Here is a 17219-nt window from a genome sequence, read left to right on the forward strand (position 1 = left end):
TCTTATGCGTATTGCGGGTTAATTTTGTCTGCGTCGATGTCGAACTTAGCAATTGCTTCTGCAACTACTGACTTCTCAACATCGCCACGTTTAGCCAGTTCAGTTAGGGCTGCAACTACTACGTAGCCAGCGTTAACTTCGAAGTGACGACGTAGGTTTTCGCGGCTGTCAGAGCGACCGAAGCCATCTGTACCAAGAACCTTGTAAGACTCAGAAGGCATGTAAGCACGTACTTGCTCAGCGTAGTTCTTCATGTAGTCAGTCACTGCGATTGCTGGTTCATTACCTAGAACTGTAGTGATGTAAGGTACTTGCTCTTCAGCTTCTGGGTGAAGCATGTTGTAGCGCTCTACTGCTTGACCGTCACGAGTTAGTTCGTTGAACGATGTTACAGAGAATACGTCAGATGCGATGCCATACTCTTCGCTTAGGATTACCGCAGCTTTACGCGCTTCGTTCATGATAGTACCAGAGCTCATTAGCTGAACTTTAGCCTTAGTACCTTCGTGAGACTCAAGCTTGTAGATACCCTTACGGATGCCTTCTTCAGCGCCTTCTGGCATTGCTGGCATTGCGTAGTTCTCGTTCATTACTGTTAGGTAGTAGTAAACGTTCTCTTGCTCAGGACCGTACATGCGACGGATACCGTCTTGCATGATTACCGCTAGCTCGTAAGCGAACGTTGGGTCATAAGAAATACAGTTAGGTACAGTGTTCGCCATGATGTGCGAGTGACCATCTTCGTGCTGTAGACCTTCACCGTTTAGGGTTGTACGACCTGCTGTAGCACCTAGTAGGAAGCCACGAGCTTGTTGGTCACCTGCTAGCCATGCCATGTCACCGATACGTTGGAAACCGAACATAGAGTAGTAGATGTAGAACGGAATCATCGGCAGGTCGTTGGTGCTGTATGAAGTTGCAGCTGCAACCCAAGACGCCATTGAACCTAGTTCGTTGATACCTTCTTGAAGAACCTGACCAGAGGTTGCTTCTTTGTAGTAAGAAACGATGCCTTTATCTTCTGGAGTGTAGTCTTGACCGTGCGGGTTATAGATACCGATCTGACGGAATAGACCTTCCATACCAAAGGTACGTGCTTCATCACAGATGATAGGAACGATGTTCTTACCGATGTTCTTGTTCTTAAGCAGGATGTTAAGAGTACGAACGTACGCCATAGTCGTTGAGATTTCACGCTTCTGTGCGCCAAGTAGAGGAGCGAACTCTTCTAGCTCAGGAACCTGGAATTCTTGAGTGAACTGAGGTAGACGCGCTGGTGTGTAGCCGTGAAGTGCTTTACGACGAGCGTGCATGTACTCGTATTCTGCTGTGCCTTCTTCTAGCTTCAGGTAAGGAAGCTCAGAGATTTTCTCATCAGATAGAAGGTCTTGTAGGCCCAGACGGTCGCGTAGGTGCTGAACATGAGTCATGTCCATCTTCTTCACGCCGTGTGCAATGTTCTTACCTTCAGCTGCGTCACCCATGCCGTAACCTTTAACAGTTTTAGCTAGGATTACAGTTGGCTTGCCACCAGTTTCTTTCGCGTTGTTGAATGCAGCGAACAGCTTAGATGAGTCATGACCACCACGCTTAAGCGCGAAGATTTCGTCATCAGTCATGTCAGCAACTAGTGCAGCTGTTTCAGGGTACTTACCAAAGAAGTGCTCACGTACGTATGCGCCATCTTTAGATTTGAATGTTTGGTAGTCACCATCGATAGTTTCGTTCATTAGCTGAAGAAGCTTACCTGATGTGTCTTTCGCAAGTAGTGAATCCCAGTTGCTACCCCAGATAACCTTAACAACGTTCCAGCCAGCACCCTTGAATAGGCCTTCTAGCTCTTGGATGATGCTGCCGTTACCCATTACAGGACCGTCAAGGCGCTGTAGGTTACAGTTGATTAGGAAACATAGGTTGTCTAGCTTCTCACGCGCAGCGAAAGAGATAGCACCACGTGATTCTGGCTCATCCATCTCACCGTCACCTAGGAACGCATATACGCGCTGTGCAGAAGTGTCTTTCAGGCCACGACCCTCAAGATACTTAAGGAAACGTGCTTGATAGATAGCAGAGATTGGACCAAGACCCATAGATACAGTTGGGAACTGCCAGAACTCAGGCATTAGTTTAGGGTGCGGGTATGAAGGGATACCTTTACCGTCTACTTCTTGACGGAAGTTGTCTAGCTGCTCTTCAGTTAGACGACCCTCAACGAATGCGCGAGAGTAGATACCTGGTGAGATGTGACCTTGATAGTAAACTAGATCGCCACCGTCCGTCTCATTCGGAGCACGGAAAAAGTGGTTGAAACATACTTCGTAGAAAGCTGCAGCTGACTGGTAAGAAGCCATGTGACCGCCAAGGTCTAGGTCTTTCTTAGAAGCGCGCAATACGATCATGATTGCGTTCCAGCGGATGATTGAGCGAATGCGACGCTCAAGAGTTGTATCACCAGGGTAAGCTGGTTCTTGGGCTGCTGGAATGGTGTTGATGTAGTTGGTGTTGATACCGGTTGGCATATCTACACCGTCTAAACGAGCTTTGTCTAGAACTTGTTCTAGCAAAAATTGAGCGCGTTCAACGCCCTCTTCACGTACTACTGACTCAAGTGCTTCTAACCAATCTTGAGTTTCCAGAGCATCAACGTCATGCTTCATGTCAGACATGGCGAACTATCCTTTTATATTAAGTTAGGTCAACTACCGGGCGGTTTAGCCCAGAAAAAGCTTACTATTTATTCTGTTGGGTTCGACGTAGTGAGCGAGCTCTGCGGCCCTGCTCCTGAGTCAAATCCGACAATGTTTCATCGATAAATGCCAAGTGTGTGTGCGACATCTCGCTCGCTTTCTCTGGCTCGCCAGAAACGATCGCATTCACTATCTTAGCTCGGTGTTCATTCAGCTTTTGCAGAGCATCTTCGCGCTCAGACAACAGCTTTAGGTTTTGTAAAACGTTCTGCTCTAACAGTGGAGAGAGGCTCTTCACTATGTGCAGTAAAACTACATTGTGAGATGCTTCAGCAATGGCAGTTAGAAACTCCATTACTGCCTTGGCTTCTGCTTCAATATCCTCAGCCTGAAGTGATTCGTTCATTGCTTGGTGACATTGAGAGATTCGTTCGAAATCTTCTTTGGTGCCTCGAAGCGCAGCAAAATAAGCTGAGATGCCCTCTAACGCATGACGCGTCTCAAGCAGGTCTCGTTGCGTATCCGCACGGCTCGACAGCAGGTTCAGAAGTGGATCGGACAAATTAGAAGACAGGTTTTCATTAACAAAGGTTCCCCCTCCTTGACGACGAGTCAGCAAACCTTTGGCTTCTAGCCTTTGGATCGCCTCACGTACAGAGGGTCTAGACACATCAAATTGCTTCGCCAGTTCACGCTCAGGTGGAAGCTGTTGTCCTGGGGACAAGATTCCATCCAAGATTAAGCTCTCCAATTCACGTTGAATCACGTCGGAAAGCTTTGGTTGGCGAATACTTTTAAAAGCAACTTTCTGCATTTAGTTCTTTGCGTCCTGCACAATGTAATTTGGTAATACGTTAATTGGTATTACCAATTTTTTGATTTGGCGCAAAGTTAGCACGCCTTTCGTTTTCCTGTCCACCAAAAATTGATTTAAATCATGGAATGGAGATCACACTAACAGGAATTCAAATAAAATCCGTTTCTTTGTAACTTGATTGTTACCAGCCATGGGGATATTTAACTGGTTAACTTGTATGACAAATTAAACCAAAGTATATGAATTGGTCAAATGCTCATTCAAATTAGATATGCTTTAGTGACTGTCTAAAATATCGCCAATCGAAGCATAGGCCAGGATCGGACTTTCTGTAGGGCGCAATATATTGGTGCCCAGTGATCCGATGAGGGGTAATAGCAGGATACGTGGTGGTTATGAATTGGGTTAACTCAGACAGAGATTGATACTGCTCTGAAGTGAAAGATTGAGTGTCGGTTCCTTCAAGCTCAATACCGATAGAATAATTGTTACACTTTTCTCGACCAGCAAAGCTAGATAAACCAGCATGCCAAGCGCGTTTATTGAAGGGAACAAATTGAATGATATTGCCACTTCGGGTGATCAAGCAGTGTGCAGAAACCCGCATCTTAGAAACTAATGCCAGATAAGGATGTGCTGAGCCGTCTAATTTACCCTGAAAAAAAGCCTCAATATGACCATTTTCAAACTGTCCCGGCGGCAAAGAGATGTTGTGCAGTACCAGCAAGGAGACATCATTTGGGTCATCTCTTTCATCGCAAAACGGTGATAACACCACTTTTGATTTTGGATACCAGATATCTTCCATGATTTGCCTGCTAATTTGCTGATCCAGATTGGTATTATATTCAAAGCAAGAGTATCATTCAGCACAATTCCCAAATAGATAAACTATCAAGCCTGTGACTATGAAAAACACTCACGACAGCGAAGCTAGACTCGCCTATCTAAAACAGCAACTTCCAGTAGAAGTGACTCGTGCGGTTACCGATACACTAAAAGAAGATCTAGGCGGAACGCTAGACGCATCAGCGGATATCACTGCAAGCCTAATTGCAGCAGATACCCAGGGCGTAGCAACCATCATTACTCGTGAACACGGCGTGTTCTGCGGTCAGATGTGGGCTGATGAAGTGTTCAAACAGCTTGGTAGTGAAGTAGCTATCGAATGGCACGTAGCTGACGGCGATACAGTAGAGCCAAACCAGACTCTATGTACCCTGAGCGGTCCTGCTCGCACCCTGTTAACAGGTGAGCGCAACGCGATGAACTTTATCCAGACTCTATCTGGCTGTGCGACCGTCGTTGCCGAGTATGCTAAGGCCATCGAAGGCACTGGCTGTCGTCTACTAGACACACGTAAAACCATCCCTGGCCTGCGCAGCGCTCTTAAATATGCTGTAGCCTGTGGCGGTGGTTACAACCACAGAATCGGCGTATTCGATGCGTACCTTATTAAAGAGAACCACATCATTGCCTGTGGCGGTATCGAGCAAGCTATCTCAACAGCGAAAGAGCTAAATCCTGGTAAACCTGTTGAAGTTGAGACAGAGAGCCTTGAAGAGCTGAAACAAGCTATCGAGGCAGGCGCAGACATCATTATGCTAGATAACTTTACCCTAGACATGATGCGTGAAGCCGTTGAGATCAACCAAGGCCGCGCTGTGCTAGAAAACTCAGGTAACGTGACCCTAGAGACCATCCGCCCTATGGCTGAAACTGGTGTGGACTTTATCTCTGTAGGTGCACTGACTAAGCACCTTAAGGCAATGGACCTGTCTATGCGCTTCAAGTAAGGCGCTTTAAACCCTATCTAAGGTCAGCAGATGCTGGCCTTTTTTGTATCTGAGCATTACAAGCTGTGATATTCAGTCACATTTTTAAGCCTTTCTCTCCCGACTTTCATTTCTCTCTTCGACTGAGCTAGTAAAGCTAGCCTCCGCCCTTCGACGCTCAAGCTTCAACTTTCTAGATTTACTCAACCCCAATAAGTTGAGAAGAATCATGCGTAAACATCAATATGGCTTTACCCTAATAGAGCTGATGATAGTGGTGGCTATCATAGGTATCTTGTCCGCAGTCGGCGTACCCATGTACCAAGACTACGTAAAGAAATCTGAGCTTGCCTCTGGCACTGCCACCCTGAGAGGGCTAATTACCAAGGCTGAGCTTTACCTGCTGGATCACGGCAGTTTTCCAGCCAACCTTTCAGATATACAAACTAGCTCTGCAGCCGGTGGCACCTTAGGCACCATATCTATTCAAGGAAGCAATCAGCTCCTGTTCTCTTTTGATAACAACAATAGCGCCCTTGCCAATGCTAGCGTCGCTTTTTCTAGAGATGCCACTAACGGTTGGAGTTGTAGCATTAGCGGTGCGGCAAATGTCACCCGACCTAAAGGTTGCCAGTGAAACATTATCTAGATGCGCTGGAAGAGGCGGGGCTTATCGACTCTGCCCTTTATCAGCGGGCCATCGAAGCATCTTTAGAATTAAAAGAGGTAATAGAAAGCACACCTCAGAGTATTTGGCCTACCATAGGCCAAATACTATCAAAGCTGCACAAATTGCCTTTCTCTAAACAGATTAACTATGAGACAGATGAACTTAAAAAGCTCTCAACCCTTTATAGAACAAGGGATGAGTATCTAATAGTTATTAATAGGGCTGGCGATAAATTGCATTTGGTCTCATATGATCCAAAAGCTGTACAAGCCTGCCAAGAGTTTGGTTTTATCCACCAGCTCGATACCCAGTTCACTCTAATCTGCTACTCGGATTTTAAGCGCATAAAAGCGGAACTGAGCACTAACGATGAAGATTTATTGGAACAAATACTGCGAGAAGGAAAATCCAGCAGAGCTTCCGATGTGCATATTCAGCCAAGAAAAGAGCAAACAGATATCCGCTTTCGCATCGATGGATTACTGCATCCATGGAGAAGTATTCCCCACCCATTCACCACCACTCTGGTTAGTCGCATCAAGGTACTGGCCGATCTGGACATCACACAACATAGACACCCACAAGATGGAAGACTGCATTGGCACAATCAAGATATCCGAGTATCCATACTGCCAACCATATGGGGCGAGAAAGTGGTATTACGGATGCAAGCCGAGCAACAGGTTCCTAGCCTAGATAAACTTGGGTTGATGGATGTTCAATTCGATCATTTAAAACGAACACTGCTAAGCCCGCATGGCCTCTTGTTGGTTACCGGTCCTACAGGAAGCGGTAAGAGTCTCACGCTTTATTCTTGCCTAAAGCAATTACAGACGCCCAGTCTTTCAATCTGCACCGTTGAAGACCCGGTAGAGATTCAAGACACTAACTACAATCAGGTTCAGATTGACCCCAATATAAATTATGGCTTCGCAGAAGCACTGCGTTCACTATTGCGCCAAGATCCCGACATTATAATGCTAGGTGAAATCCGAGATTCGGAATCAGCCCAGATCGCCGTACACGTAGCTCAAACCGGTCACTTAGTCCTTTCTACCCTGCACACCAATAGTGCTAGAGAATCTATTCCACGACTGTTGAGCCTTGGAGTGTCTGAGCTAGATGTTCGCACCACACTCAAGCTAGTCATTGCCCAAAGACTAGTAAGGAGGGCCTGCCTGTCTTGTGTAAGTGGGTGCCCACACTGTAATGACGGCTACAAAGGGCGTGTTGGGCTATTTGAACTCTATTCTCTACCCAATCAAGAGATGGTTGGCGGCTTGACGCTTCATGACGCGGGTAAACACTGGCAAGCATCAGGAGTAACCACCAAAAACGAACTAGACAGAGTTATTGGTCATGAAGCATAAGCTGAGATGTTTCCATTGGTTCGGTAGGCAGGAGAACTCAAATAAAACCTCTGGGAGTTTATACGCCTACTCTCGAGCTCAGTTAGCCCAGTTAGCGAAGAGAGAGACAATACAGATTCAAAAGATCGCCGAAGGCTCTGTATCTAGCATCTATAAAATGCGCTTTGGCATTAAGGCTAACCAAGTAAATAGTTTAATCCATCAGCTAATTACTCTGCTGGAGTCTGGCTTTCCTGTGACAGAGGCACTCAGTCAAAGTCTTAAACATAGAGAGAAAAATGAGCTTGGGATTCTTATCCATCTAGTCAGAGATGAGATATTAGAGGGCTTGAGCCTTTCGCAGAGCTTAAGTCGATTCGATTGTTTCGACCCCATCTTGCTTCAATATATCCGCATAGGCGAGTCTAATGGCAAGCTGGCTGATACCCTGAGATGGGCACTAGAGCAAAGAACACGCAGCATGAATATTAAACGCAAGCTGCGCTCCGCCCTAATCTATCCGACCCTAGTGTTTCTGGTTGCTCTAATTGTACTGGTTATCATGCTGATATTTGTACTTCCTCAGTTTGAGAACCTCTTTGCAGGGTTTGGAGCGGAACTGCCTTCCCTTACCCAATGGACACTAGGCTTGTCAGCCTGGACACAAAACTACGGCCTATACCTGCTCATGGGAACAACGCTATTCACGCTAGTTATCACCACGCTACTTAGAAGTGGAACGCGATTGAGATACAGGTTCGATGCCCTGCTCCTTGGTCTACCCATAATGGGAAAAGCGTTACGCTCGGGCGAGTGGGCTAGGTTTAGCCTGATACTCGCATCTAGCCTAGGTGCCGGCTTGCCTATATTGAACGCTTGGCACAATGCAACCTGTGTGGTGGAGAACGGCTACCTAAACCAGCATCTAAGTAAGGCTAAACAGAAAATAAATCAGGGTATGCGCCTGTCTGACGCTATGGCCGAAGTCCCTAATTTTCCCTCTGAGCTGGGGATGCTCATTAGCATAGGTGAAAGCAGTGGTCGACTAACCTCGCTTCTAGAAAAAGCGTCTCTAGACCTCGAACAGCAACTCATTGATACCACAGATAATCTGAGCAAGCTTATTGAGCCCTTTGTTATACTGCTACTCGGAGGCATGGTTGGTACTATGGTGCTATCCATTTATCTGCCCATATTCAGTCTGATGAATAGCTTACATTAGAAGATTAATATAAAATAATTGCTAGAATTTCATGTACATGGGCCTCTGATGCTCGAATATTACTTCATTCAATTCCCTGCCCTCTTCCCAATTATGGCCACAATTCTCGGCCTTATCATCGGCAGTTTTCTCAATGTAGTTATCCATAGACTGCCCATCATCATGGAAAGAGAATGGAGAACAGAATTTGCTGAGGCCTATCCGGAGCTAAAACTAGACAAGCCAGAGGGTGACTTTGGACTAAGTTTACCGCGCTCACGCTGCCCTAAGTGTGAAACCCCAATTAAGATTCGAGACAATATTCCTGTATTGGGCTGGTTAATGCTTAGAGGTAAATGCCGAGCATGTAGCACTAAGATAAGCCCTCGCTACCCTTTAATAGAACTTCTCTCTGGCGGTTTGTGCCTCATTGTGGCTCTACAATTCCAACCAAGCTTGTATGCCGTTGCCCTGCTTGGTTTTACCTGGGTACTGATCTGCGCCACCTTTATCGACCTAGATACCATGCTGTTGCCAGATAGCCTAACTCTTCCTCTAATGTGGGCTGGCATAGCACTAGCACTAACTGGTATTGGTCCGATAGGCCTTGAACAAGCCATTATCGGTGCAATGGCGGGTTACCTGTCTCTGTGGAGCGTGTACTGGCTGTTTAAGCTGATTACCGGCAAGGAAGGTATGGGCTATGGCGACTTTAAGCTTCTTGCTGCTCTCGGGGCTTGGCTTGGCTGGCAGGCACTTCCGCTTATTATCCTACTTTCATCTGTTGTCGGACTAGTTTTTGGCATCATCCAGTTGAGACTAAAGAAACAAGGCATTGAAAAAGCCTTTCCGTTTGGTCCATATCTAGCTATTGCTGGTTGGGTGTATCTGATTGTGGGTGAGCAAATCGTTAGCTGGTATCTCGGCTTCTATTTCGGAGGTGCCTAATGACACTTGTAATTGGCCTGACCGGCGGCATTGGCAGCGGTAAAACCACAGTAGCCGATCAGTTTAATCACCGTTTTGGCATCGAGATCGTCGATGCCGACGTGGTTGCTCGCGAAGTGGTGGAGCCAGGCACTGAAGGTCTCAAGGCTATCACGAATAAATTTGGTGGGCAGATCCTTACCAGCGATGGCACTTTAGATAGGAAGAAGCTCAGAGAGGTTATCTTTTCAGATGAAAGTGCTAAGACGTGGTTAAATGAACTGCTTCACCCTATGATTCGCCAGCGCATGTTAGATCAGATTGAACAAGTTCACTCTGCCTATTGTCTACTGGTTATCCCACTTATGGTGGAAAACGGACTGCAACGCCTTGCGAATAGAGTTTTAGTGGTAGATGTCTCAGAGCTGACACAAATTAACCGAACAATGACGCGTGATCAGGTCTCACAAGAGCAAGTTGAATCTATACTAAAATCACAAGCAAGCAGAGCCGAACGGCTGGCGATTGCAGACGATGTGGTCAACAACGACGGCATCGAACCACTGGCCGAGCAGATAGAAAAATTGCACCATCAATATCTAGCGATGACAGAGGCAAGCCATGGAGAGTGAAGCGCAACTGAAAAGCAGGATGCTCAGTATGACAATTCAAAAATACGAACACCCGCTCAATGAAAAGAGCCGTACCTATCTGCGTATTGAGAGCCTACTCAGGCAAGCTCAGCAGTGTGCGACCTTCTCTGATCCTCAACATTATCAAGTACTGTTCCGATCTATCTTCGATCTGTTGGATATCTTCGAACAGATCCAGCTAAAACCTGAACTGCTAAAAGATCTTGATAAACTCAAGCTCACCTACTCCAACTGGCTAAATGTGCCGGGTGTGGATCAAAAGCGCCTACAGGGCCTGTTGAAAGAGTTGGATATGGTGCATGGAGAAATCATCAAGGCGCAGCGCTTCGGCACCTTGTTGAAGGAAGATCGCTTCCTTGCCTCCATACGCCAACGCTTTAATCTGCCAGGAGGTGCCTGTTGCTTCGACCTTCCTGCATTACACTTTTGGCTACATCAACCTCTGGAAAAGCGCATGACGGATGCCCAGCGCTGGTTAAGCTCGCTAGCACCGCTTAATCACGGTCTGCAGCAGTGGCTCAATCTAACCCGTAGTTCCAGTCAAATGAAGCCTCAGATTGCTCGTGGGGGATTTTTCCAGAGCGATGCCGAGGAGGCCAACATGGTCAGGCTACAGTTCAGCCAAGATTACGGCGTCTACCCTATGGTTTCTGGACATAAGAACCGCTTTGTGATCAAATTCATTAACTTTGAAACTGGGCAGGCTAGCAACCAAGATATTGAGTTTGAGCTTGCCGTTTGTAGCTGAGAACACCATGAGTAAACCAACCATAGTTAAGTGCCCGCAGTGTGGCAATGATGTTGAATGGGGAGAGCAAAGCCCTCACCGTCCATTCTGTAGCAAAAAGTGCCAGATGATAGACTTCGGCGAATGGGCCGATGAAGAGAACTCGATTCCAGGCGCACCGGATATGTCTGATTCGGACGGTTGGTCTGAAGATCAATATTAAAGCTAGCCACAAGCTCTAAAAGCAGTTTTTGGAATGATAACGCAGAGATTTTGGAGGCTAACAAGGCGGAGCCGCGCAGTGTGCAACGCGCACATGAGCAGTGACAACGCAGTTAGCGTTCAAAATAACCAGTTATCAAACAAACACAAAAAAACGGGAAGCCATTTGGCTTCCCGTTTTATCTATGAGAAATGCAGGTAATGCATTACTTCTTAGCAAGTTTCTCTTTAATACGAGCTGACTTACCAGAACGCTCACGTAGGTAGTACAACTTGGCACGACGTACTGCACCACGGCGTTTAACTTCAATGCTATCAACCATTGGAGAGTGAGTTTGGAACGTACGCTCAACACCTTCACCGTTCGAGATCTTACGAACTGTGAATGCTGAGTGAAGGCCACGGTTACGAATCGCGATTACAACACCTTCGAACGCCTGCAGACGCTCACGGTCACCTTCTTTTACTTTAACCTGTACAACTACAGTGTCACCTGCACCAAATTTTGGCAGGTCAGATTTCATTTGCTCTTGCTCAAGAGCTGCGATGATATTACTCATTTGTATATACCCTAGAATAAACTGAATCTAAATATATGATTACTTGCGACTTTTATGTTCATTTATGAACTCGACAAGTAATATTTCCTGTTCGTCAGTCAGAGCTAGGTTTTCCAGCATCTCTGGTCTTCTTAGCCAAGTACGGCCCAGCGATTGCTTTAATCGCCAGCGACGAATGTCCTTGTGGTTTCCGGACTTAAGTACCGCTGGTACTTCAGTGCCATCTAACACCTCAGGACGCGTGTAGTGAGGACAATCTAAAAGGCCATTTGCAAAGGAGTCTTCCTCTGCTGACGCAAAATCTCCCAATACCCCAGGTACAAACCTAGATACTGAGTCGATTAAGGTCATGGCTGGTATCTCACCACCCGTCATCACGAAGTCTCCGATTGACCATTCTTCATCAATCTCAGACTGTATGATGCGCTCATCTACCCCTTCGTAGCGGCCACAAATAAGAAGCAAGTTCTCATTGGTTGCCAGCTCTTCTACCCCTTGTTGGTCGAGCTTTCGACCTTGAGGGCTAAGATAGATAACCTTCGTCTTACCCGGTGCGGTTTTCTTTGCTTCATGAATGGCATCGCGCAAAGGCTGAACCATCATTAGCATTCCGGGGCCTCCCCCGTAAGGTCTGTCATCAACAGTACGGTGTTTGTCGTGAGTAAAATCACGAGGATTCCACGTTTGTACCGTTAGTAGACCTTTTTTAACCGCTTGACCTGTTACTCCGAAATCAGTGACAGAGCGGAACATCTCTGGAAATAGGCTAATTACGCCAACCCACATAGTTCACTCTCTAATTTTGGACTAGAAGCCAGGATCCCAGTCAACTTCGATCCGTTGAGCATCGCGATCAACATTAATGATCACTTGCTCTTCAAGGAACGGAATTAGTCGTTCCTTTTTGCCAAAAGCATCTTTTAGGTTAGCCTTCACTACCAAAACATCGTTTGAACCCGTCTCCAACATATCGGTGACTTCGCCAAGGTTGTAACCTTTAGTGGTTACCACTTGCATTCCAAACAATTCACGCCAGTAGAACTCATCTTCTGACAGTTCAGGTAGAGAAGCAGCATTTACCGAGATCTCAAAGTTGGTAAGCAAATGTGCGTCTTCACGTACATCTACACCTTCAAGCTTACAAACATAGCCTTTATTGTGGCGTTTCCAGCTCTCTACTTTGTACTCAACTAGGCTGCCGTTTTGGTTAAGAAACCAAGGGCTGTACTGAAAAATATTTTCAGCGTTGTCTGTAAAGGAATGAACTTTAAGCCAACCACGAATGCCATAAGTAGCACCAAGCTTGCCTACAACAATTTTTTCGATTTGCTCACTCATTCGTTCTTTTCCTTTTACATCGAGTGCCAATTAAGCCGCTTTTTGAGCGTCTTTAACTAGCTTAGCTACGCGGTCAGAAACTGTAGCACCTTGTGAAACCCAGTGGTTTACACGGTCTAGGTCTAGACGTAGACCTTCTTCTTGACCTTTAGCAGTAGGGTTGAAGAAACCTACTTTCTCGATGAAACGACCAGTAGCTGCACGACGGCTGTCTGCTACTACGATTTGATAAAATGGACGCTTCTTAGCGCCGTGACGTGCCAAACGAATGGTAACCATGTCGTCCTCTTTGCTTTCTCAAAAAAAAATTTAACCCCAAACTATTCTTTCCGCAGAATTGCATGGGGTCTCGTGCCAAAATAAAGCTCCGGAATTTTACTCTTATTCGGAATCTTTGCAAGGGGTTTAGTTACTTTTTAGCCAACTAATTGAATGTGAGCTGGGTAACATTTTGAAAATAAACCAAGAAATAAAAAGGCTCTAGAAATCTAGAGCCTGATTCTAAGCATTCATTGTGACTAGCGGGCCTATCGGCCGAATGGGCCGCCGAAGCCACCGCCGCCCATACCACCCATGCCGCCCATCATGCCTTGCATGTTGCGCATCATGCCGCGCATGCCACCCTTCTGCATCTTCTTCATCATCTTCTGCATCTGAGTGAACTGCTTGAGTAGACGGTTTACGTCCTGAACCTGAGTACCTGAACCCGCTGCAATACGCTTCTTGCGTGAGCCTTTAATAAGCTCTGGGCGTTGGCGCTCTTTCATGGTCATAGAGTTAATGATGGCTTCCATCTGCTTAAACATCTTATCGTCGACTTTATCTTTTACGTCGTCTGGTAGATTGTTCATGCCTGGTAGCTTATTCATCATACCCATCATGCCACCCATGTTTTGCATCTGACCTAGCTGCTCACGGAAGTCTTCGAGGTCAAAGCCCTTCTTCTCTTTAAACTTCTTCGCCAGTTTTTCAGCTTTTTGGGTATCTACGTTGCGCTGCAGGTCTTCGATAAGAGACAGCACATCACCCATGCCTAGAATGCGCGAGGCTACACGGTCAGGGTGGAAAGGTTCTAGGGCGTCGGTTTTCTCACCCACACCTAGGAATTTGATCGGCTTACCTGTGATGTGTTTTACCGAAAGGGCAGCACCGCCCCTAGCATCACCATCGACCTTAGTAAGGATTACACCGGTAAGAGGTAGCGCATCACCAAAGGCTTTTGCCGTGTTCGCCGCATCCTGACCTGTCATAGCATCAACCACGAACAGGGTTTCAACTGGGGTAATCGCATCGTGAAGAGCTTGGATCTCAGCCATCATCTCTTCATCTACAGCTAGACGACCCGCGGTATCCACAAGAAGCACGTCATAGAACTTCTTCTTGGCGTGGTCGATAGCCGCGTTTGCGATATCGATAGGCTTCTGGTCGGCAGAAGATGGGAAGAAGTCTACGCCAACATCGCCGGCTAGGGTTTCTAGCTGTTTGATCGCTGCAGGACGATAAACGTCGGCAGACACGACCAATACTTTCTTCTTATCGCGCTCTTTTAGGAGTTTAGATAGCTTACCTACACTGGTGGTTTTACCCGCACCTTGTAGACCTGCCATCAATACAACTGCTGGAGGTTGAGCCGCAAGGTCTAGACCTTCGTTGGACTCACCCATAACCGCTTCAAGCTCAGATTGAACAATCTTGATGAACTCTTGGCCCGGTGTAAGGGATTTGGAAACTTCAACGCCAACAGCGCCTTCTTTTACGCGCTTGATAAAGTCGCGAACTACCGGAAGGGCAACGTCCGCTTCCAATAGTGCCATACGCACTTCGCGTAGGGTCTCTTTAATGTTGTCTTCAGTAAGACGACCCTTACCACTGATATTCTTCAGTGTCTGGGATAAACGATCTGTTAAGTTATCAAACATCTTGTTCTCTAAGCTGACTAATTCGGTCAATTACCCGAAGTATACCGCAGAGGCGTATTGAACAAAACCTTGCCAGAGCGCGTGTAAGCGAAACTGAGAATTGACCTAGATCTAAACAAATGTTTCCAGTGTTCAACTTAACTATGCTTATGGGTATAATTTAGGATTATATTTCAGAACTAGTATCGAAAAATTATGAACTTAGTAGTGGTAAGCTCAAGTGTAGTCTTATACCTCGCCGCCTTATTATTGATACTCCCTGGCCTTCTAAATAAGACAGGTATCAACGCAAAAGGTGTATTAGGTCTGGCATTTGTTGCCCTACTTCTGCATTTTTCGACCCTAGTAGGCACTGTGTTTAATCCCGAAGGGCAAAATCTTAGCATCTTAAACGTCACCTCTTTGGTGAGTTTCCTGATCTCGGTAGTGCTGACCTGCGCCATGTTTAAGACCCGACTCTGGTTCTTGCTTCCTATAGCCTATGGCTTTTCTGCCTTATGTCTGTTGGTCGCCTCTTTCGTACCGAGCACATTTATCACCCACTTTGAGCATTCACCTGGCTTGGTTGCACATATCACCCTAGCCCTGTTCTCTTATGCGACGCTAATGATTGCCGCTTTATACGCCTTGCAACTGGCATGGCTGGATTTCAAGCTAAAGCAGAAGACCTCGCAGGCGCTGAACCCAAATCTTCCGCCTCTTATGAAGATAGAGCGTCAACTGTTTAACATCATTCTTATTGGTAACGGTCTTCTTACCCTTACCCTAATGAGTGGTCCACTGTTCGTGGATGATTTCTTCTCTAGTGGTAAGACACACAAGGCTGTGCTGTCGTTTATTGCCTGGGTGGTATTCAACGTTCTTCTGTGGGGGCACTACAAACAAGGTTGGCGCGGAAAGACAGTGACCTGGTTCTCTATCGTGGGCGCTTTCCTGCTAACCCTCGCCTATTTTGGTAGCCGTTTTGTGCGCGAAGTCATACTGACTTAACCAAACTCAGCTAGTCTCACCCAGCTTGAGTTGACAGCTAGCTCAATATCATTCATTTTTTGAACAGCACTAACTAAGGATTTACGACGTTTTGGATGACATATCAACTGGGTTGCTGTTTGGCCTCCTTGCATGTCTGATTATCATTTCAGGTTATTTTTCAGGTTCAGAGACAGGTATGATGTCTTTGAATCGTTATCGCTTAAAGCACTTATCTAATCAAGGTCATAAGGGTGCGCGTCGAGTAGAGAAACTGCTCGACAGGCCGGATCGTCTTATCGGTCTGATCCTTATTGGCAACAACCTAGTCAACATCCTTGCCTCGGCTATCGCAACCATCTTGGGTATGCGCCTATATGGCGACTTTGGAGTGGCCATCGCAACCGGTGTGCTGACTCTAGTAATTCTGGTCTTTGCCGAAGTAACTCCCAAAACCTTGGCGGCGCTCTATCCAGAGCGTGTTTCCTATGCCAGCAGTCTATTGCTGCGCATCCTAATGAAACTCCTATCACCGCTAGTGATCTTGGTAAACTTCATCACCAATGGTTTCTTGCGCCTACTTGGTATAAATGCCTCCACCAGCAAAGATGATCACTTAAGCTCAGATGAGCTTCGCACTGTGGTAAACGAGGCGGGCAGTCTTATTCCAAGCCGTCACCAAGACATGCTGATTTCCATCTTAGATCTCGAGACAGTGACGGTGAACGACATCATGGTGCCAAGAAACGAGATCACCGGCATCGATGTTAACGATGACTGGAAGTCTATCGTGCGCCAATTGACCCACTCCCCCCATGGACGTGTGGTGCTTTACCGCGACCAGATAGATGAAGTGGTAGGCATGCTAAGGCTGCGCGAAGCCTATCGCCTGATGCTGGAGAAAAATGAGTTCAACAAGCAGACGCTACTAAAAGCCGCTGACGAGGTCTATTTCATTCCTGAGGCGACACCACTAAATGTGCAGATGCTGAAGTTCCAGCGTAACAAAGAGCGTATCGGACTGATTGTAGACGAATATGGTGACATCATAGGACTGGTTACTCTAGAGGATATTCTTGAAGAGATAGTGGGCGAGTTTACCACCTCTATGGCACCAAGCCTTGCTGAAGAGATCACCCCGCAAGCCGATGGTAGCTATCTTATCGAGGGCAGTGCCAATATCCGTGATATCAACAAAGGCCTGCAATGGACGCTGCCAACCGATGGTCCAAGAACCCTAAATGGATTGATACTCGAGCATCTTGAGGATATCCCTGAGAGTCATATCAGCATGCAGATTGCCCATCATAGAATGGAGGTGATCGACTTCTCTGAGAACAAAATCAAGATGGTTAGGGTCTTCCCCGCCGCATAGCAACCATAAAAAAACCGGAACATCGTGTTC

Annotated in this window: 18 protein-coding genes; 10 read left to right on the forward strand and 8 right to left on the reverse strand. The window is 46.5% G+C overall.

Annotation, left to right across the window (positions count from 1 at the left end; genetic code table 11):
• Positions 1 to 2: 2 nt before the first annotated feature.
• The 3 genes from aceE to ampD all read right to left on the reverse strand — a co-directional run bounded on the left by aceE (position 3) and on the right by ampD (position 4312).
• Entirely contained in the window at positions 3 to 2666 is a 2664-nt protein-coding gene (gene aceE / locus Pcarn_RS11220; protein ID WP_261833960.1) for a pyruvate dehydrogenase (acetyl-transferring), homodimeric type, read from the reverse strand.
• A 64-nt stretch (positions 2667 to 2730) separates the two neighbouring features.
• A complete protein-coding gene (pdhR, locus tag Pcarn_RS11225; RefSeq protein WP_261833961.1) occupies positions 2731 to 3501 on the reverse strand; it encodes a pyruvate dehydrogenase complex transcriptional repressor PdhR in 771 nt (256 codons plus the stop codon).
• 268 nt (positions 3502 to 3769) lie between these two features.
• Positions 3770 to 4312: a 1,6-anhydro-N-acetylmuramyl-L-alanine amidase AmpD gene (gene ampD / locus Pcarn_RS11230; protein ID WP_261833962.1), complete on the reverse strand. Its 543-nt coding sequence runs from the start codon at positions 4310 to 4312 to the stop codon at positions 3770 to 3772.
• Between the two features lie 100 nt (positions 4313 to 4412).
• On the opposite strand from ampD, the gene nadC reads away from it, so the two are divergent.
• From nadC to yacG, 8 genes are all read left to right on the forward strand, one after another.
• Entirely contained in the window at positions 4413 to 5300 is an 888-nt protein-coding gene (gene nadC / locus Pcarn_RS11235) for a carboxylating nicotinate-nucleotide diphosphorylase (protein WP_261833963.1), read from the forward strand.
• A 208-nt stretch (positions 5301 to 5508) separates the two neighbouring features.
• Entirely contained in the window at positions 5509 to 5916 is a 408-nt protein-coding gene (locus Pcarn_RS11240; protein ID WP_261833964.1) for a pilin, read from the forward strand.
• Positions 5913 to 7319: a GspE/PulE family protein gene (locus Pcarn_RS11245; RefSeq protein ID WP_261833965.1), complete on the forward strand. Its 1407-nt coding sequence runs from the start codon at positions 5913 to 5915 to the stop codon at positions 7317 to 7319. The genes Pcarn_RS11240 and Pcarn_RS11245 overlap by 4 nt, the downstream gene beginning before the upstream one ends.
• A complete protein-coding gene (locus Pcarn_RS11250) occupies positions 7309 to 8520 on the forward strand; it encodes a type II secretion system F family protein (protein WP_261833966.1) in 1212 nt (403 codons plus the stop codon). Before Pcarn_RS11245 ends, Pcarn_RS11250 begins: the two co-directional genes overlap by 11 nt.
• A gap of 48 nt (positions 8521 to 8568) precedes the next feature.
• Positions 8569 to 9447: a prepilin peptidase gene (locus Pcarn_RS11255; RefSeq protein WP_261833967.1), complete on the forward strand. Its 879-nt coding sequence runs from the start codon at positions 8569 to 8571 to the stop codon at positions 9445 to 9447.
• Positions 9447 to 10058 (forward strand): dephospho-CoA kinase, encoded by a 612-nt coding sequence (coaE, locus tag Pcarn_RS11260; protein ID WP_261833968.1) that lies wholly within the window; start codon positions 9447 to 9449, stop codon positions 10056 to 10058. Before Pcarn_RS11255 ends, coaE begins: the two co-directional genes overlap by 1 nt.
• A 28-nt stretch (positions 10059 to 10086) precedes the next feature.
• Positions 10087 to 10827: a cell division protein ZapD gene (zapD, locus tag Pcarn_RS11265; protein WP_261833969.1), complete on the forward strand. Its 741-nt coding sequence runs from the start codon at positions 10087 to 10089 to the stop codon at positions 10825 to 10827.
• Between the two features lie 7 nt (positions 10828 to 10834).
• A complete protein-coding gene (yacG, locus tag Pcarn_RS11270; protein ID WP_261833970.1) occupies positions 10835 to 11029 on the forward strand; it encodes a DNA gyrase inhibitor YacG in 195 nt (64 codons plus the stop codon).
• 205 nt (positions 11030 to 11234) lie between these two features.
• Here the strand turns inward: yacG and rplS are convergent, their stop codons facing one another.
• From rplS to ffh, 5 genes are all read right to left on the reverse strand, one after another.
• Positions 11235 to 11588: a 50S ribosomal protein L19 gene (rplS, locus tag Pcarn_RS11275; RefSeq protein WP_261833971.1), complete on the reverse strand. Its 354-nt coding sequence runs from the start codon at positions 11586 to 11588 to the stop codon at positions 11235 to 11237.
• Between the two features lie 39 nt (positions 11589 to 11627).
• A complete protein-coding gene (gene trmD, locus Pcarn_RS11280; RefSeq protein ID WP_261833972.1) occupies positions 11628 to 12374 on the reverse strand; it encodes a tRNA (guanosine(37)-N1)-methyltransferase TrmD in 747 nt (248 codons plus the stop codon).
• 21 nt (positions 12375 to 12395) lie between these two features.
• Entirely contained in the window at positions 12396 to 12926 is a 531-nt protein-coding gene (rimM, locus tag Pcarn_RS11285) for a ribosome maturation factor RimM (protein WP_261833973.1), read from the reverse strand.
• Between the two features lie 30 nt (positions 12927 to 12956).
• On the reverse strand, positions 12957 to 13205 hold the full coding sequence (gene rpsP, locus Pcarn_RS11290) for a 30S ribosomal protein S16 (protein ID WP_261833974.1): 249 nt from the start codon (positions 13203 to 13205) through the stop codon (positions 12957 to 12959).
• Positions 13206 to 13453: 248 nt separating this feature from the next.
• On the reverse strand, positions 13454 to 14845 hold the full coding sequence (gene ffh, locus Pcarn_RS11295) for a signal recognition particle protein (RefSeq protein WP_261833975.1): 1392 nt from the start codon (positions 14843 to 14845) through the stop codon (positions 13454 to 13456).
• Positions 14846 to 15040: 195 nt separating this feature from the next.
• Between ffh and Pcarn_RS11300 the strand changes: the two genes are divergently transcribed.
• Positions 15041 to 15835: a cytochrome C assembly family protein gene (locus Pcarn_RS11300; RefSeq protein WP_261833976.1), complete on the forward strand. Its 795-nt coding sequence runs from the start codon at positions 15041 to 15043 to the stop codon at positions 15833 to 15835.
• 91 nt (positions 15836 to 15926) lie between these two features.
• Positions 15927 to 17189 carry an HlyC/CorC family transporter gene (locus Pcarn_RS11305; protein ID WP_261833977.1) on the forward strand — a complete coding sequence of 421 codons (1263 nt, stop codon included), beginning with the start codon at positions 15927 to 15929 and terminating at the stop codon, positions 17187 to 17189.
• The last annotated feature ends 30 nt before the right edge of the window (positions 17190 to 17219 follow it).

Source organism: Vibrio ishigakensis, assembly GCF_024347675.1.
Classification (GTDB): domain Bacteria; phylum Pseudomonadota; class Gammaproteobacteria; order Enterobacterales; family Vibrionaceae; genus Vibrio; species Vibrio ishigakensis.